The following is a 26383-nucleotide window of genomic DNA, read 5'->3' on the forward strand; positions in this document are numbered from 1 at the left end:
ACGGTCCGACGTACGGTCCGAGACCTTCTTCCTACCTTCCTCCTCGTCACGAGGAGAGGAGAAGGGGCATGCGCCGCTTCGCAAGGACGCTGGGCACGGCCGCACTGGCGGTGGCCGTCGTCGCGGGCACCGCGGGATGGGCCTCGGGCGACACCCAGGCCGCGGTCACCGGGCCGCCGCCCGGCACCGCCGCCTGGCGGGCCGACACCGTCTCCGGCCGGCCGCTGCCCGACCCGGCCACCGCCGCGCCGGGCGAGGTGGCCCGCTTCTTCGCCGGGCTGGAGGAGGGTGCGCGGCGGGAACTCCTGCACCGCCACCCGCTGGTGGTGGGCAATCTGGACGGTGCGCCCGTGTCCCTGCGGTACGAGGCCAACCGGCTCGCGGCGGCCGCCACGGGGGAAGCCCGGTACGCCTCGCTGGCCGCGCCGGACCGGCAGGTCCTCGCCTTCGACCCGCGCGGCCGGGGCCAGGTCGCCGAGGTGTTCGGGGATCTGGAGCACGCGGCGCACGTCGCGGTGATCGTGCCGGGCTCGGACAACGACGCCACCGCCTACGACGGCAGGCGCACCCCGCACACCGGGCCGGCCGGTATGGCCCGTTCGCTGCGGGAGGCCGCGGGCGGGGCCGCCGCCGTGATCGCCTGGACCGGTTACACGACGCCGGTCGGGGTGGGCCTGGACGCGGCCCACGGGCGGCTCGCGCAGGCCGGGGCGGTGCGGCTGGCCCGGTTCACCGCCGGACTCGACGCGGTCGGCGCCCCCGACCCGGCGCTGTTCTGCCACAGCTACGGCTCGGTGGTCTGCGGGCTGGCGGCCCGGCACACGGACGCCGCCGACCTCGTCGTCCTCGGCTCGCCGGGGATGCGCGCGGAGAATTGCGCCGCCCTGCGGACCGGCGCCCGTGTCTGGGCGGCCCGCGGGCCCTCCGACTGGATCGCCGACATACCGAACGTCGCGTTCGGGGGCATCGGCCACGGCACCGACCCCACCTCCCCGGCCTTCGGCGCCCGCCGGGTGCCCGCCGCCGACGTGCAGGGACACACCGGCTACTTCACGCCCGGCACCCAGTCCCTGGCCGCCTTCACCTCGATCGCGAAAGGAGAGGTCCGATGAGCGCCTCCGCCACCCTGGCCCCGCTGAGGAAGGCCGCCGAGCGGATCGAGCGGCAGACCCCCGCCCACCGCGACCGGGCGGTCGACGGGCTGCGGGCGCTGGCCCTGCTGGCCGTACCGACCGGCCACTGGCTCGTCGGCGGGTTCACCCTGGACACCGGGGGCGGCCTGCACAACGCCAGCCCGCTGACCGCGCTCGGGGGGCTCGCTCCGGCCAGCTGGGTGCTCCAGATGCTCGGCATCTTCTTCCTGGTCGGCGGATACGCCTCCGCCCTTTCCTTCCGGCGCCGCACGGGATCGGTGGGCGCGTGGCTGAAGGGCCGGATGGTCCGGCTGGGCCGGCCGGTGCTGGGGGTGACCGCGGTGTGGGCGCTGGCCGCACCGGTGCTGTACGCGGCCGGGGTGCCGGAGGCCACGCTGCGGACCGGGGCGACGCTGGTGATCCAGCCGCTGTGGTTCGTCGGGGTGTACGCCGTGGTCACCGCCCTGACCCCGTACTGCGTGCGGGCCGCGGGCCGGCTCGGCGGCTGGGCCGCGCTCCCGCTGATCGGCTCCGTGGCCCTGGTGGACCTGCTGCGCTACGGGCCGCCGGCGGAGTCCGTACCGTCCTGGCTGTCCCTGCTGAACATCCTGCCGGGCTGGCTGTTCGCGTACCAGCTGGGCGTGGCCTGGGGCGAGGGGCGGATCGGCCGGCGCGGGGCCTGGCTGCTGCTGACCGGCGGCGGCCTGCTGTTCGCCGTGCTGCTGACCGTCTTCCACTACCCGGCGTCGATGGTGGGCGTACCGGGCGCGGCGCGGACCAACTCGCACCCGCCGTCGCTGCTGGTGCCGGCCCTGGCCGCCGCGCAGTCGGGGGCTGCGGTCCTGCTGCGCGACCGGATCGCGGGGCTGCTGGCCCGGCCTGCGGTGTGGGCTCCGGTGGTCGTGATCAACCTGTGCGCGATGACGATCCTGTGCTGGCACCAGACGGCGATGCTGGCCGCGGCCGTGCCCGGTTCGTTCGCGGGTGAGCTGGCGGGGCTGACGACGGCGCCGGACAGTCCGGGCTGGATCGTGGCGCGGGTGGCGTGGATGCCGGTGTTCGCGGCGCTGCTGGTGGGCATCGCCCGGTACGCGCGCCGGTTCGAGGGTCCGCCGGCGGAGGGGCGCAGGGCCCCGGCGGTGCGCCGGACGGTGGCCGGTCTGCTCGCGGCGGGGTTCGCGGTGTTCGCGCTGGGCCTCGCGTAGCGGCCGGGGCGGGATGTGCCGAGAGCGCCGCTTCCCGGAGGGAGCGGCGCTCTCGGTGTGGAGCGTGAGCCGGGGGTCCCGGTGCAGCGTCAGGCGATGGAGGCCGCGACGACGGCGGCGACCGCCAGGTTGCAGGAGGCCGTGACCCACACTGCGGGGTGGGGCTCCGGGTCGACGACGATGGCGCCGAGCTTGCCCGGGGTCACCAGGTCGAGCACCAGGAAGGCCACGGCCATCAGGATCAGGCCGAGCACGCCGAAGGCCGCGGTGGAGATCAGGCCCTTTCCGAAGTCGTCGTACGTCGTCCAGATCGAGGTGAAGACGATGCCGCCGATGCCGAGCAGCGCGGAGCTGAGCAGGAGGGCAGCATTCCGGTTGCGCTCCTCCCAGATCTGCTTCGGGAGCTTCCCGGGCGTCAGTACGTCCACGAGCACGATGCCGAGGATCAGCAGCACCAGGCCGAGAGCGCCGTAGGCGCTGGTGCGGCCAAGTCCGTTGATGATGTCGCTCATTGAGAAGCCTGTCTCCGGGTGGGTGGGAAAAGATGTGCCGTGGGGAGGCCGAATCTATCGCACGGCCGTGCCGCGGACCATGGGGAGGTCAGGAATTGGCAGAGGTCAGAGCCGCGCGGGCGGACGAGGCGGAGGCCCTGACGGCGCTGGTGATGCGGTCGAAGGGGCACTGGGGCTACGACGCCGCGTTCCTGGCCGCGTGCGCGGAAGAACTGCGGATCGGCCCCGCCGACGTGACGGCCCGCCGGATCGTGGTGGCCGAGAACGGGCGCGGGGACCTGCTCGGCCTGGCCTCCCTGGAGGGTGCGCCCCCGCAGGCGGCACTGGGACTGCTCTTCGTGGAACCCGCGGCCATCGGCCGGGGAGTGGGGCGGCTGCTCCACCGCGATGCGCTGCGCCGGGCGGTGGAGCTGGGGGTGCGCAGGCTGCGGATCGACGCCGATCCGCACGCGGCCGGGTTCTACCGGGCCATGGGCGCCGTGCCGGTCGAGCCACCGGCGGCGACGGCCTGCGACGGCGACGACGGCCGGGGCCGCGGGGAGAACACATGCGGCCCAGGGGGCGCAGGGGGCACCGGCCACGCAGGCGATGGAGGCGGCGTGGCCGGGGCTGAGGGCTGTGGGGGCGCCGGTGGTGGCCCCGGGGGCCTGGTGCGGTCCGAGGTGGCGCCCGTGCCGCTCGCCGGCTGGGCGCGGGCGTGGACCGGGGGCCGGCGGGCCGTGCACCTGGGCAACGTCGCGGAGTTCAACGCGCAGTTCGCCGACCCCTCGCTGGACCGCGAGCAGCGGCCCGCGCACCACTACGCCGCCCTGGCCGCGTTCTACAGCCCGTACCCGGCGGCCCTGGTCCTGCCGCGGGCGGTACCCGAGGGGTGGGCCGCCCTGGTCTGCCGCCAGCTGGGCTGGACGGAGGTGGAGGTGTACGGCGGCCTCGTCGACCGGGGTCCCGGCCTCGTCGACGCCGTGCGCGCCCGCCCGGCCCTGTCCGCGCTGCAGACCGGGGCCGGGCTGCCCCTCGTCCCGTGGGGCCCGACGCGGCCGTTCGCGCAACTGGCGGGCCGGCCGTGGCGGGCCGGGGAGCTGCGGTACGAGTCGAAGTCCGCGGCGCACGCGCTCTTCGGGCGGATCCTGGCGGCGGGCGGGCACCCGGGGATCGTGCTGGCGGAAGCCAAAAGGCCTGCATCTCAGCGGAGTCGGCGGACTGGCGCCCGTGGACCACCAGCGTGCCGGCGCCCTCGGCCGAGGCCACCGGAGGGTGGTCCGGGACCGGAGCATTGACCTGAAGCTCGGTCGAGGTCCTACGTTCGGTGCATGGACATGGAAGTCACCGCTTGGACATCGCTGCACAGCGCGATCAACGCCCAGCAGGACCGCCGGCCGCTCTCGCGGGCGAGTCTGCGCCGCATCGCCGCCTTCGCCCGCCCGCACCGCCGCGGGCTCACCCTCTTCCTCCTGCTCAGCGTGGTGACCGCGCTGCTCGCGGTGGCCACCCCGGTGCTCGCCAGCCAGGTCGTGGACACCATCGTGGGCGGCCGGGACACCGGCAGGGTCACCCGCCTCGCCCTCCTCATCGCCCTGATCGCCGTCGCGGAGGCGGCGCTGGGACTGCTGACCCGCAGGCTCTCCGCCACCCTCGGGGAGGGGCTGATCCTGGACCTGCGGACAGCCGTCTTCGACCACGTGCAGCGGATGCCCGTGGCCTTCTTCACCCGGACCCGGACCGGAGCGCTGGTCAGCCGGCTCAACAACGACGTGATCGGCGCCCAACGGGCGTTCAGCAACACCCTGTCCGGGGTGGTCGCCAACACCGTCACCCTGCTGCTGACGCTGGCGGTGATGCTGAGCATCTCCTGGCAGATCACCCTGCTGGCGCTGGTGCTGCTGCCGGTGTTCGTGGTGCCCGCCCGCCGGATGGGGGCCAGGATGGCGGCCATGCAACGGGAGGCCGCCACGCTGAACGCCGCCATGGGTACGCAGATGACGGAGCGCTTCTCGGCCCCGGGCGCGACGCTGGTCAAGCTCTTCGGACGGCCCGCCGACGAGTCCGCGGAGTTCGCGGCCCGCGCGGCGCGGGTGCGGGACATCGGGATCCGGACGGCGATGGCCCAGTCGGCCTTCATCACCGCCCTCACCCTGGTGTCGGCGCTGGCCCTGGCGCTCGTCTACGGGCTGGGCGGGTACTACGCCCTGCGCGGCTCCCTGGACGCCGGCTCCGTCGTCGCCCTCGCCCTGCTGCTGACCCGGCTGTACGCGCCGCTCACCTCGCTCGCCGGGGCCCGCGTCGAGGTGATGAGCGCCATGGTGAGCTTCGAGCGGGTCTTCGAGATCCTCGACCTGAGGCCGCTGATCGCCCAGAAGCCGGACGCCCGCCGGGTGCCGGACGGGCCGGTGGCCGTGGAGTTCGACGGGGTCTCCTTCGGCTACCCCTCCCCCGACAAGGTCTCGCTCGCCTCCCTGGAGGAGGTCGCCACCCTCGACGCCCGGGGCGGCACGCAGGTCCTGCACGAGGTGTCGTTCCGGGCCGAACCCGGGCAGATGATCGCCCTGGTCGGCTCCTCGGGCGCCGGGAAGTCGACCATCGCGCAGCTGCTGCCGCGGCTGTACGACGCGGACGCGGGCGCGGTCCGGCTGGGCGGGGTCGACGTGCGCGACCTCACGGCCGACTCGATCCGCGAGACGCTGGGCATGGTCACCCAGGACGGGCACCTCTTCCACGAGTCGGTACGGGCCAACCTGCTGCTGGCCAGGCCCGGGGCGACCGAGGAGGAGATCTGGGAGGCCCTGCGCCGGTCCCGCCTGGACGGGCTCGTCGCCTCGCTGCCGGACGGGCTGGACACGGTCGTCGGCGAGCGCGGCTACCGGCTGTCGGGCGGTGAACGGCAGCGGCTGACCATCGCGCGGCTGCTGCTGGCCCGCCAGCGGGTGGTGATCCTCGACGAAGCCACCGCCCATCTGGACTCCACCTCCGAGGCCGCGGTTCAGGAGGCCCTCGGCGAGGCCCTCGCCGGCCGGACCGCCGTCGTGATCGCGCACCGGCTGTCGACCGTGCAGGCGGCCGACCAGATCCTGGTGGTCGAGGACGGCCGGATCGTGGAACGCGGTACCCACACCGAGCTGCTGGCCGCGGACGGCCGGTACGAGGAGCTGTACCGCACGCAGTTCGCGGCGGCCGGTGCCGGTTCGGGCAGCGCGGTCCCGGCGCCGGGAGCATGATGGCCGACGGGCCCACCGCCCGTCCGGGCACTACCGATCCTGGAGCCGTCAGATGGACATCAAGCTGGAACTGGTCGCCGTCCCCGTCACCGACGTCGACCGCGCCAAAGCCTTTTACGAGAGGATCGGCTTCAACGCCGACCACGACGTCGCCGTGAGCGAGGACGTCCGCTTCGTGCAGCTCACGCCGCCGGGGTCGGCCTGCTCGATCGCCCTCGGCAAGGGACTCACCCGGATGACCCCGGGTTCCCTGGACAACATGCAGGTCGTGGTCGCCGACATCGAGGAGGCGTACGCCGACCTCAAGGGCCGCGGCATCGAGGTGACCGAGATCCAGGACATGCCCTGGGGGTCCTTCGTCTACTTCTCGGACCCCGACGGCAACGGCTGGGCCGTCCAGCAGACCACCCCGCGCACCGCACCGGGCAGCTAGGCCGGGTTTCCGGCCCGGCAGGACCCGGGCCCGCGTTCCGCCGGGCGGGCCGGGCCCCGGTCCGGCCCGGCGGCGGACGCCGGGGGCCGGCGCCGTGGGATCGTGGTCGGGTGACGCTGGAAGACCTCGTCCGGCTGCGCCGGGCCCGCGACCTCATGGACCGCTCCTACGCCGAGCCGCTCGACGTGCCGGCGCTGGCGCGTGCCGCCCTGATGTCGCCGGGCCATTTCTCCCGCTGCTTCCGCGCCGCCTTCGGCGAGACCCCGTACAGCTACCTGATGACGCGCAGGATCGAGCGGGCCAAGGCGCTGCTGCGGCTGGGCGACCTGTCGGTGACGGAGGTCTGCTTCGCCGTCGGCTGCACCTCACTGGGGTCGTTCAGCTCGCGCTTCACCGAGCTGGTGGGCGAGAGCCCGAGCGCGTACCGGGCGCGCGGCCACGAACAGGGCGCGGACATCCCGGCGTGCGTGGCGAAGGTCTTCACCAGACCGGTCAGGAACGGAGAAGCGAAGCCGGACGCCCGGTCGTAGCGTGGACGCCATGGACATCAAGCTCTCACAGTGCTTCGTCGCCGTCGACGACCACGACAAGGCCCTCACCTTCTACCGGGACGCGCTCGGCCTGGAAGTGCGCAACGACGTCGGCTTCGAGGGGATGCGCTGGGTGACCGTCGGCTCGCCGTCGCAGCCCGACGTGTCCATCGTCCTCGAACCGCCCCTCGCGAACCCGAACGCCTCGCCCGAGGACAAGCAGGCCATGGCGGAGCTGCTGGCGAAGGGCATGCTGCGCGGGGTGATCCTCTCGACCGACGACTGCGACGCCACCTTCGAGCGCATCCGGGCTGCCGGTGGCGAGGTGCTGCAGGAGCCGATCGACCAGCCGTACGGGGTCCGCGACTGCGCCTTCCGCGACCCTTCCGGGAACATGCTGCGCGTGGCCCAGGCCCGCACGCGGTGAGCCCGCGCCCCGCGAACTGACCCTCCTGTCCGCAGCACCGCCCCGCCCCGCCGCGCTCGCCGCGGGGGCGGGGCGGTCGGCGTCGGAGCCCTTACGGGGCGAGGACGTCCAGCTCCTCCAGGGCGCCCACCGCGATCTGCCGGGTCAGCGCCTCGGCACGGGCCGCGTCGCCCTCCCGTACCGCCTCGGCCACCTGGACGTGGAGGGTCACGGCGGCCGGGTCGGGGTCGTGGAACATCACCGCGTGCTCGGTCCGGCCGGTCAGGACCTCCGCCACCACGTCCCCGAGCCGGGCGAACATCTCGTTCCCGGAGGCGTTCAGCACGACGCGGTGGAAGGCGATGTCGTGCCGCAGGTACCGCTCCAGCTGATGGCCGCGCGAGGTGCGGACCATGCCGAGGGCCGCCTCCGTGAGTTCCGCGCACTGGTCGGGGGTGGCCAGGGCCGCCGCCAGACCTGCGGCGACGGGCTCGATCGCGGAGCGGAGCACGGTGAGGGAGCGCAGCTGGCGGGAGCGGTCGGTGCCCGCCAGACGCCAGCGGATGACCCGCGGGTCGTAGACGTTCCACTCCTCGGTGGGGCGGACGGTGACGCCGACCCGGCGCCGGGACTCCACCAGGTGCATGGACTCCAGGACGCGCACGACCTCGCGCACCACGGTGCGGGACGCCTCGAAGCGCTCGGCGATCTCGTCCGTGCGCAGGACGCTGCCCGGCGGGTACTCCCCCGCCGTGATCGCGAGGCCGAGGGTGTCCAGCACATGGGAGTGGAGGCCCTGCCCCGGGCTGCCTTCCGTGGTCATGGCGTAAGCGTACGGTGACGCCCCGGGCGAACGAAAGGTGCGACGTTTTCCGCACAACTCTTGAATACGTAGTACTTAATGCGCTTCAGTAGTGCCCACGAACACGGACCGATGCCGACGAGGACAGCGAGGTACGGCGTGAGCACCCAGCGCGTCATTGTGGTGATGGGCGTGGCCGGCACGGGCAAGACGACCGTGGGCAGGCTGCTGGCGGAGGCGCTCGGGATCCCGTACGCCGAGGGCGACGCCTTCCACCCGGCGGCCAACGTCGCCAAGATGTCGGCCGGGACCCCCCTGGACGACGCGGACCGGCGGCCGTGGCTGGACGCCATCGGCGAGTGGATCCGCAACCGCGCCGGGACCCGCGGCGGAGTGGTGTCGGCCTCCGCGCTCAAGCGCGCGTACCGCGACCGCTTGCGCGCCGCGGCCCCGGGCACGGTCTTCGTCCACCTCACCGGCGAACGCCCGCTGGTCGAGAAGCGGATGGCCGCCCGCAAGGGCCACTTCATGCCCACGACCCTGCTGGACTCCCAGTTCGCCACCCTGGAGCCGCTCCAGCAGGACGAACCCGGCGTCGTCGTCGACGTGTCGGGATCCCCGGAGGAGATCACCGCCCGGGCACTGGCCGCCCTGCGGCAGCTCGGCACGCCCGGGGGCACCGCGCCCAGGGGCACCGGGCCCGGGAGCGGCAGGCCCGGAGGCACCGCACCCCACCACAGCACACCCGAGAACTGAGGAACCCTCACCGTGACCAGTCTCAGCGCCGAGACGCTGGCGGCGGCCGGCACCGGACCGATCACCACGGCCGGGAACACCCAGCTGGGCCTCGCCGTCCTCGCGGGAATCGCCGTCATCGTCCTGCTCATCACCCGCCTCAAGATGCACGCCTTCCTGGCCCTGACGGTCGGTTCGCTCGCCCTCGGGGTCTTCGCGGGCGCCCCGCTCGCGCAGACCGTCGCCGGCTTCACGGCCGGCCTCGGCTCCACCGTGGCGGGCGTCGGCATGCTGATCGCGCTCGGTGCGGTCCTCGGCCGACTGCTGGCGGACTCGGGCGGCGCGGACGAGATCGTCGACACCATCCTGGCCCGGGCCGGGGGACGCGCCATGCCCTGGGCGATGGTGCTGATCGCCTCGGTGATCGGGCTGCCGCTCTTCTTCGAGGTCGGCATCGTGCTGCTGATCCCCGTGGTCCTGCTGGTGGCCCAGCGCGGCAACTACTCCCTGATGCGGATCGGGATCCCGGCACTGGCCGGACTGTCCGTGATGCACGGGCTGGTCCCGCCCCACCCCGGCCCGCTCGTCGCCGTCGACGCGCTCCACGCCGACCTGGGCGTCACGCTCGCGCTCGGCGTGCTCGTGGCCGTCCCGACCGTCATCATCGCCGGGCCGCTGTTCTCCCGGTACGCGGCGCGGTGGGTGGACGTCCCGGCCCCCGAGCACCTGATCGCGCAGCGGCCTTCCGCGGAGCCGGAGCACCGCCCCCGGTTCGGGGCCACCGTCTTCACGGTGCTGCTGCCGGTGGTCCTGATGCTGGTCAAGGCCCTGGTCGACATCGTCGTCAACGACCCGGCCGACGCGGTGCAGCGCGTCACCGACGTCATCGGCTCGCCGCTGATCGCCCTGCTCACCGCCGTGCTGGTGGGCATGGTCACCCTCGGCCGGGCGGCCGGCTTCACCCGGGCACGGCTGTCGACCACCGTGGAGAAGTCCCTCGCCCCGATCGCGGGCATCCTGCTGATCGTGGGCGCGGGTGGCGGCTTCAAGCAGACCCTCATCGACGTGGGCGTCGGCCGGATGATCCTCGACCTGTCGGCGCACTGGGCCGTACCCGCCCTGCTCCTGGCCTGGGTGATCGCCGTGGCCATACGCCTGGCGACGGGTTCCGCGACCGTCGCCACGATCTCCGCGGCCGGGCTGGTGGCCCCGCTCGCCGCGGGCATGTCCACCACGGAGACCGCCCTGCTGGTCCTCGCCATCGGCGCCGGCTCGCTCTTCTTCAGCCACGTGAACGACGCCGGGTTCTGGATGGTCAAGGAGTACTTCGGGATGACGGTCGGCCAGACCCTCAAGACGTGGTCGGTGATGGAGACCATCATCTCGGTGGTCGGCCTCGGCTTCGTCCTGCTGCTGTCGCTCATCCTGTAGCAAGCGCCCCGGGCACCGGCCGTGCCGTGTTCAGAGCGGCCGGTGCCCTTCTCCGAGCTGCGCCGCCGCGAGGAGGAACCCGTCCGCGGCCCGGGCGCAGCGGCCGGCGAGGGTCCTGACCTCGGTGCGCATGTCGGTTCCGCGGCCCCGCCACGCCGGTGCGGCCGCTGTCGCGCGCAGCCGTACCGCATGGGTGCGCAGGGCGTCCGCGTGGGCCCGCAGGCTGCCCGGCCGTTCCCGAGGCGGATGCGGACACGGGTGGGCGTACGGAACCGGTGGCGCGAGCGCCCGCGGGGGACGGGCATCGGGCGGGGGCGGCCCCGAGGGCCCGGCCGGCAGCCCGGAGCCGCGGTCGCAGAAGGCCCGGAAGGCGGCACCCAACCCGAGGAGCGGATCGGCGGGCACCGCCCGGCCGGTGGCGACCTGCCATCCTGCGTGGTCGTTGAAGGGGTTGGCGTCGGTCAGGGCGTGCCAGGCGAGGATGTCGGCGAAGGCCGGGGTGAGCAGGGAGAAGGCGGGCCCGGCACCCCGGTCGCGCATGAGGCCCCGGAACAGTCGCGTGGCCTCCCCCTGCCGGCCCTCCTCGACGGCCCGGAGCACCGCCGCCGCGCCGGGGTCGTCGAGGAGCTCGGGCCGGGCGGCGCGCGCGGCCCGGATCCGGACGCGGAGCCCGCAGACGGCCACGGTGACCGCGAGGCTCTCGCGGCCCGTCAGCATCCCCGCGAGCCTCCCTGCCCGTGCCACCCCCCGGCCGCGCGGGGCCCAGCCGAGGCCCGACGGGTCGGTGAGGGTGCGCAGCAGGGTGCGCCAGCCGAGCCGGCGGCCGCCGCCGCGGGCGAGGGCGGTCGCGGGGAGCCGGGCGCCGAGCGCCAGCCCGGAGGCGTAGCGGGCGGCCTCACCGACCGCGTCGGCGGTCTCGGCGAGTTCACGGCACAGGTCGACGAGCAGGTCGGCGGGCGCGGGGGTGGACGCGGCGGTCGCGGCGTCGGGCATGGCATCCTCGCGGGGTTCGGCAGGGGTCGGGGGGGCGGCGGGCGGGTCGCGGCGGCTGTCCGCGCGGGGTCGGGGGCAGGTGACGCGGCGGGGGAAGCTGGGCGCGGCCGGCGGCAGCGCGGTCAGCGGCGGGTGAGGGTGAGCCGGACGGCCTGCGGGTCGAGCGTCGTGGGCAGTGGTCCCACCGGGTCCAGCACCGGCCGGGTCCTCCCGACCCGGTGGCCGCGCAGCACCTCCGCGCAGAACGCGGCCGTGACCAGCAGGCCCAGCCGGTCGCCCGGGCAGCGGCCACCGCCGTGGCCGAAGGGTGCCATCCGGATGTCGTGGTCGGCGTCGGGGTTCTTCCACCGACCGGGTACGAACACGTGCGCCGCCGGGACCCGTTCGGGATCGCGTTGGTGGAAGGCGGCGGGCAGCAGGACGGCGGTGCCGGCCGGGTAGCGCACGCCCCGCCACTCGGTTTCGGTGCGGGTCGTCCGGATCAGGTCGGGCACCACCGGGTAGAGCCGCAGGGATTCCCGTACGCAGGCCTGCAGCCTGCGCAGCTCGCCGCGGGCGGTGCCCCCCGCGGCCTCGGCGGCGGCCGCGTCCTGCTCGGCGGGGTGTGCGCCGAGCAGGAGCAGGGTGCGCAGCAGGGTGGCGGGGATGGCGTCCATGGCCAGCAGCCACTGCCGGGCCTGGACGAAGGGGTCGGCGGGGCCGGTGCGGCGGGCGGCCCGCCCGAGGAGGGTGCCCGGGCCGGCCTGCCGGGCGTACTCCCGGATGCGGCCGGCGGCGCGGGTCCGGCTCTTGGGCCGGGACTGCCCGAGCCAGCCCGCGAGTTCCTCGTCGGCGGCGGCCGCGTCGCCGAGGACGATCCGGCGGGCGGCGCGGCCCACGGCGTGGCGGGCGCGGGCGAGTTCCAGGGTGCCGGAGGCGGTGAGGTGCGGGGCCTCCTCGGCGACGGCGGTGAGGAAGGGGTCGCAGGCGCGGTGTCCGGGGACGCCCGCGGCCAGCACGTCTTCGCCCAGCGGCCGCTGCTCCCGGCCGGGTTCGGCGTGGGCGCAGCCGGATCCGGCCGACTGCGGGGTGCCGGCCGCCAGGACGCCGTCGGATTCGGCGTAGAAGCGGTGCAGGTCGCCCGGGGCGAGGAGGACGAGCACGTCGGGGCCGGTGCGGGCGCGTACGAGGAGGGGTGCGTCCCCGCGCCGGGCCCGCAGGGCGCGCAGGACGGCGGCGGAGGGGCGGGCCGAGCCGGGGCGGGCGGGCACGAGGCCGCGGACGAGGGCGGCGGCGCGGGGGAGCGAGTCCCGCAGCGGCGTCCGCCGGCCGGGAGGGGCGGCGGCGAGGACCGCCCCGGCCGGAGCCCGGCCGGCGACCGGGGTCCCGCCGCGGCGGGACCGGGCGCCCCCCTCGGCGGCGGCGCGGGACCGGCCGTACCGGTCGGCGGGCGGGGCGCTGCCCGCGGCCTCCTGGGGCGCGGGCCGTACGGGCAGCCCGCTGCGCTCCGCGAGGGCCCGTACCCGGGCCCTGAACCCGTCGAGGGCGACCCCTTGGACCGTACGCATCCGTGTACCTCCGCAGCCGGGACATCAACGGTCGGCGACATCGGCATCACCGTACGTCGCCCCCGCGGGCGGCGCGCCCCGAGTGCTACGGGAGGGTGTCCTGCTCGCTCAGCAGCCACGACGGCGCCCGGTCCGTCGGGGAGGTACCGGGGGAACAACGCGCCGTGCAGGCCCCCGGCGAGCGCCTGCGGCGCACCGGCGCGACGGCTTCGGCGGGGGCGGGCCCCGGTCGACGGGGCACTGGGCGACGACGAGGCCGGAGCGGTAGCCCGAGTGGCAGCGCACGAGCGTGGTGGGGCCGGCGTCGAGGGCGAGACCGCCGTACGGGCGAGGCGCTGGCCCGTACGGAGCTGGGGGCGGTGGGGGCCGCGTCGGGCAGCTCCGCCGCCACGTGTTCGGCTGCCGGGCCGGGAGCGTGCCCGGTCCGGGTGAGGGGGCTGACGACGAGGTCGGCTCGTCCGACACGACGGCGGGTCTCCGTACGCCCCCGGGGTCGGTCCGGAGGCCGGGCACGATCTCGTCCCCGGGGTGGTCGGTCGGGTGCGTCACGGTGGTGGCTGCGGGTCCTGGTCAGCTGCTCCGGGTCTCCTCGGCGGGGCAGAGGGTGACCGGCACCGGTTCACCGGGCGCCGGCCGGGGCGAAGACAGCGTCGCGGAAGGCGCCGCGCAGCGAGCCGGCCCGGGCGCCGCCGGGGAGCAGCAGGGCCCAGCGGCGGCGGCGCGGACAGACCCACAGGGCCGGGCCGCCGGGGGTCGGGGCGGGGTGGACCCAGACGTCGTGCGGGGCCGGGTGCCAGAGCAGGCCGCGGGCGGGGGTCAGTTCGCCGGTGCGGATGCGCAGGGATTCGGCGGCCCAGGCCGCCCGGTCGGTGTCGTCCGGGGCGACGACCTGGCTCAGGAAGCGGACCAGGTCGGCCAGGGGTGCGTGGAGGGTGCCTTCCGCGAAGCGGGTCCCCGTCATGCCGAGCGGCTGCCAGACGCGGGTGGTGGCGAGGTCGGCGAGGGCGCCCCCGCCGAGGTGCTCGGCGAGGCCGGTGAGGGCGGCGGTGCCGTCGGCGTGGGTGAGCAGGTGGTGGGCGGTGGTTCCGGCGGGGACCGGGCTTCCGGTGTCCCCGTAGGCGGCGAGCGGCGTGTGCAGCTGGAGCGCGCCCTCGGCGACGAGGGTTCCGACGACGGGCCACAGCGCGAGGACGGCGGTGAGCCCGCCGACGTCGAAGGGCGTGTCCGCGTCCTGCGGCGAGGAGGACCGGGGGTGCGATCCGGCGTGGGCGCCCTCGGGTCCGCCGACCGCCCAGACCGCTCCGGGGTCGGCGCGGTCCAGGAGGGCCCGGATGTCCTCGGCCTGGTGGCTCAGGAGCGTCATGGTCGCCCACGTTAACGAGCCCGTCGCGTCTCCCCCGGTACGCCTCCTCGCGCTCGCGCCGCCACCACCCGAATGCCGGTCCCGTACGGAGCCCCGTACAGCGCTCCGGACGGCAGGGGCGGGCCGCGCACCCGGAGGAAAAACGCGTGGGCGGCGGGCCGGGTGCTGTGGCAGGTTCGACGGATGATCGTGATGGAACCCGTGGTCGAGATCTCCGACGACGGCACCGCGCTGCTCGTGCTCGGCGCCGCGATGACCGGACAGGAGGTCGAGCGGGCTCTCGCCGTGATCGCCGCTGCCAGCGGCGCGGAAGGAGCCCTGGCCGACGCGGAGTGCCTGATCGCGCCCGGCGGGGTGCAGCTGCGGGACGCAGCGACCGGCGTCCGCATTCCTCCCGGCTGTTGCTTCGGGCTGGAGAGCTGGCGGGACTGGGCCGTCCTCGCCGAGGGACGGATGCCGGAGTGGACCGGGCACGGACCGCTGCCCGAGGTCGAGTTCCTGGAGGACGGTGTCATCCGGATGACGGGCTCGCAGGGGGTGCCGCAGCGCCGCCGGGGCGAGGTGGCCGGACTGCTGGAGGGGGTGCGGCAGGCCCTGCTCGGCTTCCTCGGCCGCGTGGCGCGGCAGACCGGGCCGAGGTCCGGCGCCGGCGCCCTCGTGCGCAGGCTGGACGAGGAGTTCGGCGTGACGCACCCCGGCTGACCGGACGGTGGGCGGGGGGGGAGGCCGGAGGGGGCGGGGCTGCGTACGGAGCCCCGCCCCCCCCGGCCGTGCGGCTAGCTCTTGTCGGGGCGGTCGGTCACCCGCAGGGTGTTCAGCAGCGGCTTGCCGAAGCCCCCGTGCGTGACGAAGCGGACGTTGAGCACCCCGTCCGTGACGGTGACCGTGTAGGTGCGGGTCAGGGCCGTGTACGTGCCCGCCTCCAGGGAGATGTCCAGGGAGGGCAGGATCTGCGTGCCCTCGGCCAGGACGTCGAAGACGCGCTTGTCGGGCTTGGTGGAGGAGAGCTCCGCGAAGCCCAGCTCCACCGTGTAGGTCCCGTTCGGGACGTTGTCGAAGCGGTACTCGTACATGCCTTCACGGGCGTTGCGGAACAGCCGCTGGTCATCCGTGCCGGCGATGCTGCGGCCGGTGGACTGGACGGAGGCGTTCCCCTGGTAGCCGTAGGAGCCCGGGCTGTACTTCCGGTCCGGGGACCAGCTGTCGCCCGCGGCGTCCGTGCCCGCGTAGTCGGAGCCCGCGTCGAGGGCGACCTGGTAGCGCGGCACGACGAGCTTGACGGGGACGGTGAGGACCGGGCTCCGGCCGCTCGCCGAGGTGATCTTCAGCTCCGCGGTCAGGACGGTCCCCGGGGCCAGGCCCGTGGTGTCCACCGCGAGGCCGAGCGCGGCCTTCGCGCCCGTCGGCAGGTTCCCGGTCCCGGGCGTGGCCGTCAGCCAGGCCGCGTCCTCGGTCACCGTGAAGGCCGTGCCGAGGCCCGGGTTGGTCAGGTCCAGGGTCCGGGTCCGCTGCTGGTCCGCCGCGAGGACGACCTCCACGGACGGCTTGGACGCCGTCACCCGGCCGGTGCGCAGCGACCGGGTCACCGTGGTGACGTCGGCGGCCTTGACGTCCACCGTGGCCTGCGCGGACTCGTACTGCGGCGCGGCGAGGGAGACGGCCCGCGAGCCCGACGGGCTCTGGACGACGTATCCGCCGTCCGCCGCCGTGGTCGCAGACACCGCCGAGTCGCCGGTGCCCACCGTGACGGTGGCGCCCGCGACGCCGTTGCCGTCGTTGGCGTCGAGGACCCGGCCGGCCACCACACCGCTCTTCGTGGTCCGGAAGGCGATGGACAGGCCGTCCGAGATGACCGCGGTGTTGAAGGAGTACTTGAAGGCGTCGGTGCCGGTCGCGTTCTCCACGCCGACCGTGGCCGTGGAGCCGCCCTTGATCCCGGTGCCGCCGGTGTCCTTGTAGGAGTAGGTCACGGTGCCGTCCTCGCCGATCGACGCCGAGAAGGAGAACTTCTCCGCCTGCGCCGACCAGTGGGACACCTCGCGCCACTCGATCACGTAGCTCCGGTGCGGGGCGGTGCCGGAGACGGCGGTGAAGACACCGGAGCCGCTGCCCGGCGCGCCGACGACGAGGTCGTCCCAGAACGGGTACAGCGCCGCGTTGGGCGTGGCCGTGCTCGGGAGGTCGCCGTTGATGTCACCGGTGTGGTTGCCGCCGAAGCTGACGGTGCCGTTCGTCCCGATCCAGGCCTGGCCGTACGTCTTTCCGTACAGCGGCAGCGGGAAGGGGAGGTCGACGCGCTCGGTGGTGTTGTCGCCGGTCAGCGCGAGCTGCCGGCTTCCCGCGGCGTACGGGCGGTCGCCCGTGGCGGCGCAGGCGTAGCCGTAGCCGTCGGTGCGCTCGGGGAGGTCGACGGCGACGGTGGTGTCGCCGCCCACGGTGACGTCGGCCGTTCCGCCGGTGACGCAGCGGGAGGAGTGGACGGCGTTCACGCGGTACGTGCCGTGGGGCAGGGTGACCTCGAAGCGGCCCTGCGCGTCGGTGGTCGCGGTCACCGGGGTGTCGGCGACGGTGACGGCGGCGCCCGCGGCGGGTCCGGCGGCGGAGGAGACCGTGCCGGTGAGCTTGCCGGAGGGGGCCTGGGTGAGGGTGAAGTCGCCGGTGGCGGTGGCGTTCTCGGTCACCGTCGCCGTCGCGGTCTGCTGTCCGTATCCGAACTTGGCGGCGGTCAGCGCGTAGTCGCCCACCGAGAGGGCGGTGAAGCGGTAGCTGCCGTCGGCCGCGGTGGTGGTCGTGCGGTCGATCGGACCGTCGGCGGTGATCTTGGCGCCCGCTACGGGTTCGCCGCTGCCGGAGCGGACGGTGCCGCCGAGGGCGCCGATCGCGCCGCGCGGGGCGGCGTTCACGGCGGCGAGCACGTCGAGCCGGCCCTCGCCGAAGACGTTGTTGTCGGCGGGGCTGCCGCCGCACTGGCTGCTGTCGGTGTCCTGCGCGGTGCCGTCCAGCAGGGACTCGGTCTGCACGACGTCGCCTTCGAGGGCGGGCGCGGCGGACCAGAGCAGGGCCACGGCGGCCGCGGTGTGCGGCGAGGCCATGGAGGTGCCGGAGAAGGCCTCGTACCCGCCGCCGGGGACGGAGGAGCGGACGTTCACGCCGGGCGCGGCGATGTTCGGCTTGACGATGCCGCCGGGGCCCGCGCCGCGTGAGGAGAAGGACGCGATCGCGTTGTTGATGTCGAAGGCGCCGGAGCTGTAGGAGCTCGCGTAGTCCCCGGGGGACCCGCTGGTGGAGCAGCCCGGGCCGGAGTTCCCGTTGGAGAAGGCCGGGAAGATGCCCGCGGCGCGCCAGGTCTCGACGATCTCCTGGTACCAGGTGTCGCCGCCCGAGCCGCCCCAGGAGTTGTTCACGATGTGCGGGGCCAGGTCCGGCCGCGGATTCTGGCCGTTCAGGTCGGTCGGGGCGACGATCCACTGGCCGGAGGCGAGCAGGGAGGCCTCGGAGCAGGAGTTGGACTCGCAGCCCTTCGCGGCGATCCATTTGGCACCGGGGGCCACGCCGATCTTGTTGGTGCCTCCGTCGTCGCCGACCATGGTGCCCATCGTGTGGGTGCCGTGATCGTTGTTGTCGCAGGGGGCGGCGGTGGAGCAGATGCCCGCGGGGTCGAACCAGTGGTAGTTGTGGTCGTAGGACCCGTCCGCGTTCTTGCCGCGGTACTGGTTGTTCACGGCGGGGTGCGTGTGGTCGACGCCGCTGTCGATGTTGGCGACCACGATGCCCTCGCCGCGGACGCCGGCCTGGTCCCACACCTGGGGGGCCTTGATCCGGTCGATGTTCCACTCGACGGCGTCGGCGACGGCCTTCTCCCGGCTGCCCTCGGCGGGCTTGGGGAGGGTGACCTTGTCGTCGGCGGCGATCCGGGAGACCTCGGGACGCTGCGCGAGGGCCCCGGCCAGCTTCTCGCTCCCGACGACGCGGACGGCGTTGACGATCCAGTACGAGGTGTACTCGGCCTTGGCGCCGTCCAGCGCCTTGACGACCTCGGCCTGACTGCGCGCGGCGTGGTCCTTCTTGACCCGCAGAACCGTTTCTGCCTTGGCGGCGCGGGTCTGCTGCTTGCCCGCGGCGGTCAGGTCGGCGGCGCTGTCGAGATAGACCCAGAAGACGGCTTTCGCAGAACCTTCGAGCTGGGCGCGGAGCTTGGCCTCGATCTTGCGCTCGGCCGCGGGCCCGGGCTCCGGCGCGGCGGCGGCGACGCCCGCACCGAGGGGCAGGAGCAGGACCGAGGTGAGGGCGGCGAGCGCCGCGCGTAAGGGTCGTCTGTTGCGTTGGGCCACGTGTGGTCTCCTCGTACACGGTGTGCAGGATGTGCGGAAAGTGCGCGCGTGACGTGCGCGGGTCATGTTGATGGAGACGTCATGGCCATTACAAGAGGGCGAAACCGGCCGTGTCCCGGCGCCCCCACCGCCGCCGCTCGCCCGGTCTGCCGGGGCCGCGGGGCCCGCCGGCTCCGCCGGGCATCGCGCCGGGCCCCGGCGGGCTCGCACCCCGGCGGCGGGAGGGCCCTCGCGCCGGGGTGGTCGGTCCGAGGGGGCGGCTGTCCACGGCCGGCCCCGCGCCCCCCGTGACGTCGTGGACCGCATCACCGGCACCGGCACCGGCACGGCTGAAACCCGCTCCGCCGGGAAGGACGCCTGCGAACGGAACCACGAGCAGGGTGAGTTGAGGGACATACGGCCGGTACATCGACGACGGGTGCTTCCGGAGACGGCGCAGGCGCCGACAACGCCGGAGTCACCGGAGATGCCGGCGCTCACGCCGCCGCTCCGCCGGACGCGCCCGAGCCACGCCCGTGGGCGGCGGCGCCAGGCATGATGCCGCCCCACATGACGGCATCCGGCACAGCGGTGCCCGACACGACGGCGCCCGCGGGCAGAGGAACGCCCGACACGACAGCACCCACGGGTACAGGAGCGCCCGGCACGACGGCGTCCGCGGGCCCAGGAGCCGCAGGCACGGGGGCCGGGCCCGCCGCCGCGGGCCCACCTGCGCCCGGTGGTGCGCCCGCCGCCCCGCCCGGCACTCCCGGCACGACGGACGGGTCGGGCCGTCCCGCCGGATCCGCCCGTCCGCCCCGGCCTCGGCACCGGAGGAACGAACTCGCCGCATGGATCTCCGCGCTGGCCGGCATCGCCGGGACGGTCGTGGCGATCATCGCGATCGTCGTCGGGAACGGTCCGGACCGGACGCCCGCCGAGCCGCGCCCGTCCGTTTCGGGCTCCGCACCCGCCCAGAGCCCGTCCGTACCCGCGTCGAGCCCGCCCCCACCGGCCCAGAGCCCGTCCGCATCCGCGCAGGGCCCGTCCGCGCCGGGGCAGGCCCGGAAGGGAGCGCTGGACCTCCCGGACCGGTCCTGGCTCGATCTGCGCAGCGATCCTCCCGTGGTGGTCACCACGGAGCAGCCCCCGGGTCTGTGGCACGACTCCGAGGGCGGCCTGCGGGCCGAGCGGAGCCGCCTCGTCCTGCTGGGCGGCGACCAGACGGGCTCCCGGGAGGCCTGCGCCGAGGTCACCGGTTCCAGCCAGCCTGTCCCGCCACTCCGTCCGCCCCGGTGCGCAGATCTGCGTCACGGCCTTCGACGGGACCCTCGGCCCCGTGACGAGCCGGTCGTTCGAGCCGAAGACCTTCACGTCCGGGGCCCACTACACGCTCGACGTGACCGTCTGCGGCCCTGAACGCGAGCGGCCCCGGGGCCGCCGGGTGGCTGGACCCCGCCGGGCGCGCCAGCCTGAAGGCATGACCGCGACGCCCGGTGAACCCGCCTCCACCCCCGGCGTGCCCCCGGTACCGGGGCCCGGCGCAGGATCCGGCCCTGCCACGGGAGGGGAGGTCCGGCTGGGCACGGCGCGGGGCCGCTGGATCGTCCTCACGACCGTGCTCGGGTCGGGCATGGCGATGCTGGACTCGACCGTCGTCAACGTGGCGCTCCCCCGCATCGGGGAGGACCTGGGGGCCGACCTGACCGTCCTGCAGTGGACCGTCAACGCCTACCTGCTGACCCTGGCCGGGCTGATCCTCGTCGGCGGGGCGCTCGGCGACCGCTTCGGGCGGCGGCGGATCTTCGTGCTCGGCGTGGTGTGGTTCGCGGCCGGCTCCCTGCTGTGCGGCCTCGCGCCCAACGCCGGGGTCCTGATCGGCGCCCGGGCCCTCCAGGGCATCGGCGGAGCCCTGCTGACCCCCGGCTCCCTCGCCCTGATCCAGGGGTCGATCCACCCCGAGGACCGGGCCCGGGCGGTGGGTCTGTGGTCGGGGCTGGGCGGTGTGGGCGCGGCCGTGGGGCCCTTCCTCGGCGGCTGGCTCGTGGACGGGCCCGGCTGGCGCTGGGTGTTCCTGCTGAACGTCCCGCTGGCCGTGCTGTGCGTCCCGGTGGCGCTGCGGCACGTACCGGAATCCAGGGACCCGCGGGCACACGGGCGGTTCGACGTGCTGGGTGCCGTGCTCGGCGCGGCGGCGCTGGCGCTGCTCACCTACGCCCTGATCGAAGCCCGGGCCGGCACCGCGCTGGTGGTGGCCTCCTCGGTCGGCGGCGTCGTGCTGGCCGTGCTGTTCGTGTGGGTGGAGCGCAGGCGGGCCGACCCCATGGTGCCGCCCGCCGTCTTCGCCTCCCGGCAGTTCACCGCCGTCAACCTGGTCACCCTGTGCGTGTACGCGGCGTTCGGCGGCTTCTTCTTCCTCGTCGTCCTCCAGCTGCAGGTGGTCTCCGGCTACTCGGCGCTGGGGGCCGGGGCCGCGCTGCTGCCGACGACCGTGCTGATGCTGCTGCTGTCGGCGCGGTCCGGGGAGCTGGGTGAGCGGATCGGCCCGCGCATCCCGCTCACCGCGGGGCCGCTGCTGTGCGCCGCCGGGACGCTGCTCATGCTGCGGGTGGGTCCGCAGGCCTCGTACGTGCGGGACGTGCTGCCCGCCCTGCTGGTGATGGGCATGGGCATGGTGGCTCTGGTGGCGCCGCTGACTTCGGCGGTCCTGGCCTCGGTGGACCCCGGCCGGGCGGGTCTGGCCAGCGGGATCAACAACGCGGCGGCGCGCGCGGCCGGGCTGCTGGCGGTGGCGGCGCTGCCGCTGCTGTCCGGGATGGGACCGGAGGCGTACCGCTCGGCCGACCAGTTCGACGCCGCCTTCGGCCGGGCCATGCCCTGGTGTGCGGGGATGCTCGTGGCCGGCGCCGTGGTGGCCTGGGCGACCGTCCGGTCCCCCGCGCCCGGCGGGTCCCTGCCGGAGTGCCGTACGCACTGCGCGATGACCGCGCCGCCGCTCGAACCCGCGACGGCCCGGCGTCCTGCTCCGGAGGATCGGCGGTGAGGCGCGGCGGTGCGCGTCGCCGCGGGTCGGAGGCGGGAGGGACGTGCGGCGTTCGATCGCGGCGGGCGCCGGGGCGGCCGGACGGGCGTGCGGCGTTCGATCGCGGCGGGCGCCGGGGCGGCTGGACGGGCCGCCGCCGGCAGGATGACCGTGCCGCTCGATGACGTGCCCCACTTGCGCACCTGGATGGCCCGGCCCTCCAGCCGCTCCATCTGGGGCTCCGACCTCGCCGGGGTGACATCGCCCTGATCGCCCCTACGGCCACCCGCTACGGGCCGGTCCTGATGTGCGCGGCCGACGAGGGCGCGGCCGCCACCGCCCGGGCCCGCTGCGGCTCCTCCGTCTCCGTCATCTCCTCACTCCCGGTCGCCGCCCTGTGGATGCGGGACTCGGGCGCCGTCTTCCGCGGCGTCGGCGCCGGGGCGGCGGACGCGATCGGCCTGAACTTCAAGATGATCCGGGCGCCGGGAATCAAGGGCCGGGACATCCCGACGACCACATCGACGTCACCTCCCGGTTCGTGCGGCCCGGGGTGGTGATCGTCCAGGTTCCGCCCGCCGACCGCACCGGCATCTGGGCGAAGGACACCCGGGAGCAGTTCGCCATCCTGTCCGCCGCCACCGACGCCAGGGGCCGCCGGCTCCAGGTCATCCGGGTGGACGGCCCCGAGACCCTGCGCTCCGGCAACCCCGGCTTCCTCGACTCGTACCTGAACCTCCACGTCGCCAACGGCGCGGTGGTCTTGGCTCGGTTCGGGACCGGGACAAGGCCGCGGGGGCCGCGCGGGCGCCGGCCGCCGCGTTCCCCGGCCGCAGCGCGGTCCCGCTCGACGTGGGCCGCCTGATGGGCGGCGGCGGGGGGCATCCGCTGCTCGACGATGCAGCAGCCGGCACCCGCCCCGTGGCGGAGCCCGGGCGAAGGAGCGCGGCGGTCCGCACGGCGCTGTGGCGGCTGGAATGCACCTCCACCCGGTGTGCCGTCGCCGCCGTCGCATCGCTGCTGGTCGCGGACCGGACGGACCGCCGCCAGGGCTCCGGCTCTGTGCCGTGATCGGCCGAAAGTCACGAAGTTACCTAGAGGTATGTAGTGACTTCGCAGGCGGGCAGCAGTAGAACTCGTTCCCATTCACCCGAGAGTGAGGAACGTCACATGACCGAGAATGCCGTGCCCGGGAAGGGTTCCCATGGGCTTTCCCGTCGCGGATTCATCGCTAGAACGAGTTCTATTCTGGGCTCCGTTGTCCTGGCCGGTCAGGTCACCGCGGCACAGGCTCGGGCAGCCACCGCCACCAGCGCCGCGATCGGCGACGGAGCCCGCCTCCCCGTCCTGGTGATCGGCACCGGCTACGGCGGATCCGTCGCGGCCCTGCGCATGGCCCAGGCCGGCATCGACGTCCACATGGTCGAGATGGGCATGGCCTGGGACACCCCGGGCAGCGACGGGAAGATCTTCGCCCACACGACCAGCCCGGACTACCGCTCCTACTGGCTGCGCACCAAGACCAAGGCCCCGCTCAGCAACTTCCTCGGTTTCCCGATCGACAAGAACGTCCCCAAGTACACGGGCATCCTCGACGCCGAGGAGATGGGCGGGATCCTCGTCTACCAGGGCCGCGGTGTGGGCGGCGGCTCGCTCGTCAACGGCGGCATGGCGGTCACGCCCAAGCGGCAGAACTTCAGCTCCGTGCTGCCCTCGGTCGATGCCGACGAGATGTACGACACCTACTACCCCCGGGCCAACGCCGGCCTCGGGGTCGGCCTCATCGACCCGGCCTGGTTCGACACCGTGGACTGCTACCAGTACGCCCGCGTCGGACGCAAGCACGCCCAGCGCTCCGGCTTCCCCTTCGTCTTCGTCCCGGACGTCTACGACTGGGACTACATGAAGAAGGAGGCCGCCGGCACCGTCCCCAAGTCGGCGGTCAGCGGGGAGATCCTCTACGGCAACAACTACGGCAAGAAATCGCTCCAGCAGACCTACATCGCGGCGGCCAGGGCCACCGGCAAGGTCACCATCTCCCCGCTCCACCAGGTAACCTCGGTGGCCCCCGCGGCCGGCGGCGGCTACACCGTGAGCCTCCACCAGCTCAACACCGAAGGCGCCGTCGTGGCCTCCAAGACCGTGACCGCGGACCGGGTGTTCTTCGCCGCCGGCAGCGTCGGCACCAGCAAGCTGCTCGTCAAACTGAAGGCCACCGGCGTACTGCCCGCCCTGAACGACGAGATCGGCAAGGGCTGGGGTGAGAACGGCAACGTCATGTGCGGGCGCGCCAACCACATGTGGGACGCGACCGGCAAGGTCCAGGCCTCCATCCCCTGCGGCGGCATCGACAACTGGGACGCGGGCGGCGCCTTCGCCGAGGTGGCCCCCCTGCCGACGGGGATCGAGACCTACGCCTCCTTCTACCTCTCCATCACCAAGAACCCGCATCGCGCCCAGTTCACCTGGAACGCGGCGGCGGGCAAGGTCGACCTGAACTGGCAGACGGCGTGGAAGCAGCCGTCCATCGACATGGCCAAGACCATCTTCGACAAGATCAACAAAAAGGAGGGGACGATCTACCGGACCGACCTCTTCGGTACGAACAAGATCTGGGGCGACCACCTCACCTACCACCCCCTCGGCGGCGCCGTCCTGGGCAAGGCCACCGACAACTACGGCCGGCTGCACGGCTACAGCGGCCTGTACGTGATCGACGGCGCACTGATCCCCGGCAACACCACCGTCAACCCGTTCGTCACCATCACGGCACTCGCCGAACGGAACATCGAGAAGATCATCGCCACCGACCTCTAGGCCCTGCGGCCCGGACGACGGGCGCAGCGGCACCGGGGCCGATCGGAGAACCGACCGGCCCCGGACCCGCGCGCCCGGATCAGTGCCCGGGCAGCATGCAGACGCTGTCCAGGCCGAGGACGTGGTTGAGGCGGCCGAAGGCCAGCCAGGACCCGATGCTCATCGTCAGCTCCACGATCTCCAGCTGGCTGTAGTGCGCGGTCATCCGGTTCCAGAACTCGTCGTCGAGGCCGTGGTGGTCGAGGGTGTAGCGCTCGGCGTACTCCGCGGCCAGCCGGGTCCGGTCGTCGAAGGCCTCGGTGGTGCGCCATTCGGTGACCGCCTCGGAGAACTCCTCCTCGACCTTCTCCCCCTCGCGTTCGGTGCGCCAGTCGAGGCAGAAGACGCACCCGTTGATCTGCGCGACGCGCAGCCGGGCCGCCTCGAACTCGCGCAGCCCCAGCGTGGTGTGGGCGTACACCGAGAGGGAGAAGTTCGCGGCGGCCATGCCGATGCCGGGGACCATGTCGCCCCACACGTACTCGATCGGGTGCTGGCCTTCGGGGATGTCGATCCTCATGACGTCTTCCTTCCGAGTTTGCCGATGGCGGGGCGCAGCGGGACGTCGAGGGCGTCGTAGAGACCGGGCTCCGCCTCGGCGAGCCAGTCGATGGCCCCCACCAGGCGCCCGACGGCGGTGGCGTTGCCGCCCGCCGAGCGGTTCTCGCCCTCGTCGGTGGCCTCGATGGTGACCTCGATGCGGGGGCGGCCCTCGATGACGACCCGGTGGGCGCCGTCTCCCCCGTCGGGCGGTGCCGGCCAGTCCGGGGCGCAGGAGGAGTGGATGCGGGTGACGTGCTCGATGACGATGCGGGGCTCGCCGCCGACGATGCCCTGCACCTCGAAGCGGATCGCCCCCTGGGTACCGGCCGCGAACTCCCCCATCGTCCTGGTGGTGACGGTGGTGTCGAGCGCGCGCCGGTCCGACGTCTCGCGGATCTCGTCCAGTTCCACGCCGAGGGCGCGGGCCATCATCCGTATCTGCCCGCCCCACACCATGGTCGGCACCGAGGGCATGAGCATCATCGGCTCGAAGTCCATGGGCTGGCCCATGCCGACGAGGTAGCGGACGGAGTCGGGCTGGTCGTAGGTGGAGTAGTCGAACATCTCCTGGCAGCGGATGACGTCGACGGTCGTCCCCAGACCGCTGAGCAGCAGCGGGAGCACGTCGTTGCCCCAACCGGGGTCGACCCCGGAGGCGAACAGGGAGCCGCCGCCCTCCGCGACGGCGGCCAGGACCGGATCGCGGAACTCCGGCGGGGCGTTGCGGTGGTCGTAGAGCGGGTACAGGGCGGGACTGACCACCACGGCGCCCGACCGGACGGCCCGGGTGATGTCGGCGAGGGCGTCGTCGGGGCGGACGTCCCCGGAGGCCGCGTACACCACGGCCCGGGGGCGGGCGGCCAGGACCGCCTCGATGTCGTCGGTGGCCGCGACCCCCAACGGGCGGCCGAGTCCGCCGAGTTCGCCCGCGTCGCGGCCGACCTTGGCTGGATCGTGGACGATGACGGCGCTGAGTCTCAGCGCGGGATGGGCCTCGACGGCGCGGATGGCCAAACGGCCGACGTTGCCGGTGCCCCAGACAACCGTGGAAATCATGCGCGGAGGGTAGCGACAGGACCTGCAGGTTTCCAGAGTGGTGAGCCGTGCAACCGGGAGCGTTCGAGCGCCCCCGTCCTCACTGGTTCTCGGCGCCCAGGACGAAGAGGAGGTAGACGAAGAAGGCGAAGAGATGGCCGACGAACAAGTAGGCGATCAGCCGGATCACCAGCCCGCGCGGGAACTTCGACTCGATGCGCGCCCGCACGGTGACGGGCGCGGTTGCGGGCGCGGTTGCGGGCGCTTCCTGGGACACGGATGACACGGCGTTCTCTCCTTCGGACACGGGTACGG

The 26383-nt window shown here is 74.3% G+C and carries 22 protein-coding genes and 1 pseudogene; 14 read left to right on the forward strand and 9 right to left on the reverse strand.

From position 1 onward, the window contains the following. Positions 1–68: 68 nt before the first annotated feature. Positions 69–1112 (forward strand): alpha/beta hydrolase, encoded by a 1044-nt coding sequence (locus tag ACFWUZ_RS08470; protein WP_384369177.1) that lies wholly within the window; start codon positions 69–71, stop codon positions 1110–1112. After that, on the forward strand, positions 1109–2338 hold the full coding sequence (locus ACFWUZ_RS08475) for an acyltransferase (RefSeq protein ID WP_384369180.1): 1230 nt from the start codon (positions 1109–1111) through the stop codon (positions 2336–2338). The genes ACFWUZ_RS08470 and ACFWUZ_RS08475 overlap by 4 nt, the downstream gene beginning before the upstream one ends. Before the next feature lie 89 nt (positions 2339–2427). On the opposite strand, the gene ACFWUZ_RS08480 is transcribed toward ACFWUZ_RS08475, so the two are convergent. Continuing rightward, on the reverse strand, positions 2428–2850 hold the full coding sequence (locus ACFWUZ_RS08480) for a DUF350 domain-containing protein (protein ID WP_384369184.1): 423 nt from the start codon (positions 2848–2850) through the stop codon (positions 2428–2430). 95 nt (positions 2851–2945) lie between these two features. Between ACFWUZ_RS08480 and ACFWUZ_RS08485 the strand changes: the two genes are divergently transcribed. The 5 genes from ACFWUZ_RS08485 (at position 2946) to ACFWUZ_RS08505 (ending at position 7452) form a co-directional block, all read left to right on the forward strand. Further along, positions 2946–4127, forward strand: coding sequence for a GNAT family N-acetyltransferase (locus ACFWUZ_RS08485; protein ID WP_384369187.1), 1182 nt, complete (start codon positions 2946–2948; stop codon positions 4125–4127). Positions 4128–4160: 33 nt separating this feature from the next. Beyond that, positions 4161–6062, forward strand: coding sequence for an ABC transporter ATP-binding protein (locus tag ACFWUZ_RS08490; RefSeq protein ID WP_384369190.1), 1902 nt, complete (start codon positions 4161–4163; stop codon positions 6060–6062). A gap of 52 nt (positions 6063–6114) precedes the next feature. After that, positions 6115–6495, forward strand: a complete 381-nt coding sequence (locus ACFWUZ_RS08495; protein WP_384369193.1) for a VOC family protein — start codon at positions 6115–6117, stop codon at positions 6493–6495. Positions 6496–6605: 110 nt separating this feature from the next. Then, positions 6606–7025, forward strand: coding sequence for a helix-turn-helix domain-containing protein (locus ACFWUZ_RS08500; RefSeq protein WP_384369196.1), 420 nt, complete (start codon positions 6606–6608; stop codon positions 7023–7025). 10 nt (positions 7026–7035) lie between these two features. Further along, positions 7036–7452, forward strand: a complete 417-nt coding sequence (locus tag ACFWUZ_RS08505; protein ID WP_384369199.1) for a VOC family protein — start codon at positions 7036–7038, stop codon at positions 7450–7452. Positions 7453–7543: 91 nt separating this feature from the next. On the opposite strand, the gene ACFWUZ_RS08510 is transcribed toward ACFWUZ_RS08505, so the two are convergent. Then, positions 7544–8254: a FadR/GntR family transcriptional regulator gene (locus tag ACFWUZ_RS08510; RefSeq protein WP_384369203.1), complete on the reverse strand. Its 711-nt coding sequence runs from the start codon at positions 8252–8254 to the stop codon at positions 7544–7546. A gap of 138 nt (positions 8255–8392) precedes the next feature. On the opposite strand from ACFWUZ_RS08510, the pseudogene ACFWUZ_RS08515 reads away from it, so the two are divergent. Beyond that, positions 8393–8896 (forward strand): annotated as a pseudogene (locus ACFWUZ_RS08515) (gluconokinase); the annotation flags it as partial. Between the two features lie 105 nt (positions 8897–9001). Further along, a complete protein-coding gene (locus ACFWUZ_RS08520; protein ID WP_384369206.1) occupies positions 9002–10399 on the forward strand; it encodes a gluconate:H+ symporter in 1398 nt (465 codons plus the stop codon). A 30-nt stretch (positions 10400–10429) separates the two neighbouring features. Here the strand turns inward: ACFWUZ_RS08520 and ACFWUZ_RS08525 are convergent, their stop codons facing one another. From ACFWUZ_RS08525 to ACFWUZ_RS08535, 3 genes are all read right to left on the reverse strand, one after another. Next, positions 10430–11392 (reverse strand): hypothetical protein, encoded by a 963-nt coding sequence (locus tag ACFWUZ_RS08525; RefSeq protein ID WP_384369209.1) that lies wholly within the window; start codon positions 11390–11392, stop codon positions 10430–10432. 122 nt (positions 11393–11514) lie between these two features. Then, the gene (locus ACFWUZ_RS08530; protein ID WP_384369212.1) at positions 11515–12939 is read right to left on the reverse strand and encodes a cytochrome P450; all 1425 of its coding nucleotides are present in this window, start codon (positions 12937–12939) and stop codon (positions 11515–11517) included. Between the two features lie 619 nt (positions 12940–13558). Further along, positions 13559–14302 carry a hypothetical protein gene (locus ACFWUZ_RS08535; protein ID WP_384369215.1) on the reverse strand — a complete coding sequence of 248 codons (744 nt, stop codon included), beginning with the start codon at positions 14300–14302 and terminating at the stop codon, positions 13559–13561. Positions 14303–14485: 183 nt separating this feature from the next. Here ACFWUZ_RS08535 and ACFWUZ_RS08540 point away from each other — a divergent pair, with 183 nt between their 5' ends. Further along, positions 14486–15004 carry a hypothetical protein gene (locus tag ACFWUZ_RS08540; RefSeq protein WP_384369218.1) on the forward strand — a complete coding sequence of 173 codons (519 nt, stop codon included), beginning with the start codon at positions 14486–14488 and terminating at the stop codon, positions 15002–15004. 74 nt (positions 15005–15078) lie between these two features. On the opposite strand, the gene ACFWUZ_RS08545 is transcribed toward ACFWUZ_RS08540, so the two are convergent. Next, on the reverse strand, positions 15079–18633 hold the full coding sequence (locus tag ACFWUZ_RS08545; protein ID WP_384369221.1) for a S8 family serine peptidase: 3555 nt from the start codon (positions 18631–18633) through the stop codon (positions 15079–15081). Positions 18634–20092: 1459 nt separating this feature from the next. Here ACFWUZ_RS08545 and ACFWUZ_RS08550 point away from each other — a divergent pair. The 4 genes from ACFWUZ_RS08550 to ACFWUZ_RS08565 all read left to right on the forward strand — a co-directional run bounded on the left by ACFWUZ_RS08550 (position 20093) and on the right by ACFWUZ_RS08565 (position 24451). Further along, positions 20093–21655, forward strand: a complete 1563-nt coding sequence (locus tag ACFWUZ_RS08550; protein ID WP_384369224.1) for an MFS transporter — start codon at positions 20093–20095, stop codon at positions 21653–21655. A gap of 284 nt (positions 21656–21939) precedes the next feature. After that, the gene (locus tag ACFWUZ_RS08555; RefSeq protein WP_384369227.1) at positions 21940–22194 is read left to right on the forward strand and encodes a hypothetical protein; all 255 of its coding nucleotides are present in this window, start codon (positions 21940–21942) and stop codon (positions 22192–22194) included. Continuing rightward, a complete protein-coding gene (locus ACFWUZ_RS08560; protein ID WP_384369230.1) occupies positions 22176–22499 on the forward strand; it encodes an agmatine deiminase family protein in 324 nt (107 codons plus the stop codon). The genes ACFWUZ_RS08555 and ACFWUZ_RS08560 overlap by 19 nt, the downstream gene beginning before the upstream one ends. A 305-nt stretch (positions 22500–22804) precedes the next feature. Continuing rightward, a complete protein-coding gene (locus ACFWUZ_RS08565) occupies positions 22805–24451 on the forward strand; it encodes a GMC oxidoreductase (RefSeq protein WP_384369233.1) in 1647 nt (548 codons plus the stop codon). 79 nt (positions 24452–24530) lie between these two features. Here ACFWUZ_RS08565 and ACFWUZ_RS08570 read toward each other — a convergent pair whose 3' ends face one another. From ACFWUZ_RS08570 to ACFWUZ_RS08580, 3 genes are all read right to left on the reverse strand, one after another. Continuing rightward, the gene (locus ACFWUZ_RS08570) at positions 24531–25010 is read right to left on the reverse strand and encodes a carboxymuconolactone decarboxylase family protein (protein WP_384369235.1); all 480 of its coding nucleotides are present in this window, start codon (positions 25008–25010) and stop codon (positions 24531–24533) included. Next, complete coding sequence (locus tag ACFWUZ_RS08575; protein WP_384369238.1) at positions 25007–26089, reverse strand: dihydrodipicolinate reductase; 1083 nt, start codon at positions 26087–26089, stop codon at positions 25007–25009. Before ACFWUZ_RS08575 ends, ACFWUZ_RS08570 begins: the two co-directional genes overlap by 4 nt. Before the next feature lie 79 nt (positions 26090–26168). Continuing rightward, positions 26169–26354 carry a DUF6126 family protein gene (locus ACFWUZ_RS08580; protein WP_384369241.1) on the reverse strand — a complete coding sequence of 62 codons (186 nt, stop codon included), beginning with the start codon at positions 26352–26354 and terminating at the stop codon, positions 26169–26171. Positions 26355–26383 lie beyond the last annotated feature (29 nt).

The organism is Streptomyces sp. NPDC058646, from assembly GCF_042716875.1.
GTDB lineage: Bacteria > Actinomycetota > Actinomycetes > Streptomycetales > Streptomycetaceae > Streptomyces.

Excerpts from the sequence above, each read along its gene's own strand:
- ACFWUZ_RS08470 (WP_384369177.1), top strand. The coding sequence starts at position 69 with ATGCGCCGCTTCGCAAGGACGCTGGGCACGGCCGCACTGGCGGTGGCC.
- ACFWUZ_RS08475 (WP_384369180.1), top strand. The coding sequence starts at position 1,109 with ATGAGCGCCTCCGCCACCCTGGCCCCGCTGAGGAAGGCCGCCGAGCGG.
- ACFWUZ_RS08480 (WP_384369184.1), bottom strand. The coding sequence starts at position 2,850 with ATGAGCGACATCATCAACGGACTTGGCCGCACCAGCGCCTACGGCGCT.
- ACFWUZ_RS08490 (WP_384369190.1), top strand. The coding sequence starts at position 4,161 with ATGGACATGGAAGTCACCGCTTGGACATCGCTGCACAGCGCGATCAAC.
- ACFWUZ_RS08495 (WP_384369193.1), top strand. The coding sequence starts at position 6,115 with ATGGACATCAAGCTGGAACTGGTCGCCGTCCCCGTCACCGACGTCGAC.
- ACFWUZ_RS08505 (WP_384369199.1), top strand. The coding sequence starts at position 7,036 with ATGGACATCAAGCTCTCACAGTGCTTCGTCGCCGTCGACGACCACGAC.
- ACFWUZ_RS08510 (WP_384369203.1), bottom strand. The coding sequence starts at position 8,254 with ATGACCACGGAAGGCAGCCCGGGGCAGGGCCTCCACTCCCATGTGCTG.
- ACFWUZ_RS08525 (WP_384369209.1), bottom strand. The coding sequence starts at position 11,392 with ATGCCCGACGCCGCGACCGCCGCGTCCACCCCCGCGCCCGCCGACCTG.
- ACFWUZ_RS08530 (WP_384369212.1), bottom strand. The coding sequence starts at position 12,939 with ATGCGTACGGTCCAAGGGGTCGCCCTCGACGGGTTCAGGGCCCGGGTA.
- ACFWUZ_RS08535 (WP_384369215.1), bottom strand. The coding sequence starts at position 14,302 with ATGACGCTCCTGAGCCACCAGGCCGAGGACATCCGGGCCCTCCTGGAC.
- ACFWUZ_RS08540 (WP_384369218.1), top strand. The coding sequence starts at position 14,486 with ATGATCGTGATGGAACCCGTGGTCGAGATCTCCGACGACGGCACCGCG.
- ACFWUZ_RS08550 (WP_384369224.1), top strand. The coding sequence starts at position 20,093 with ATGACCGCGACGCCCGGTGAACCCGCCTCCACCCCCGGCGTGCCCCCG.
- ACFWUZ_RS08555 (WP_384369227.1), top strand. The coding sequence starts at position 21,940 with ATGTGCGCGGCCGACGAGGGCGCGGCCGCCACCGCCCGGGCCCGCTGC.
- ACFWUZ_RS08565 (WP_384369233.1), top strand. The coding sequence starts at position 22,805 with ATGACCGAGAATGCCGTGCCCGGGAAGGGTTCCCATGGGCTTTCCCGT.
- ACFWUZ_RS08570 (WP_384369235.1), bottom strand. The coding sequence starts at position 25,010 with ATGAGGATCGACATCCCCGAAGGCCAGCACCCGATCGAGTACGTGTGG.
- ACFWUZ_RS08575 (WP_384369238.1), bottom strand. The coding sequence starts at position 26,089 with ATGATTTCCACGGTTGTCTGGGGCACCGGCAACGTCGGCCGTTTGGCC.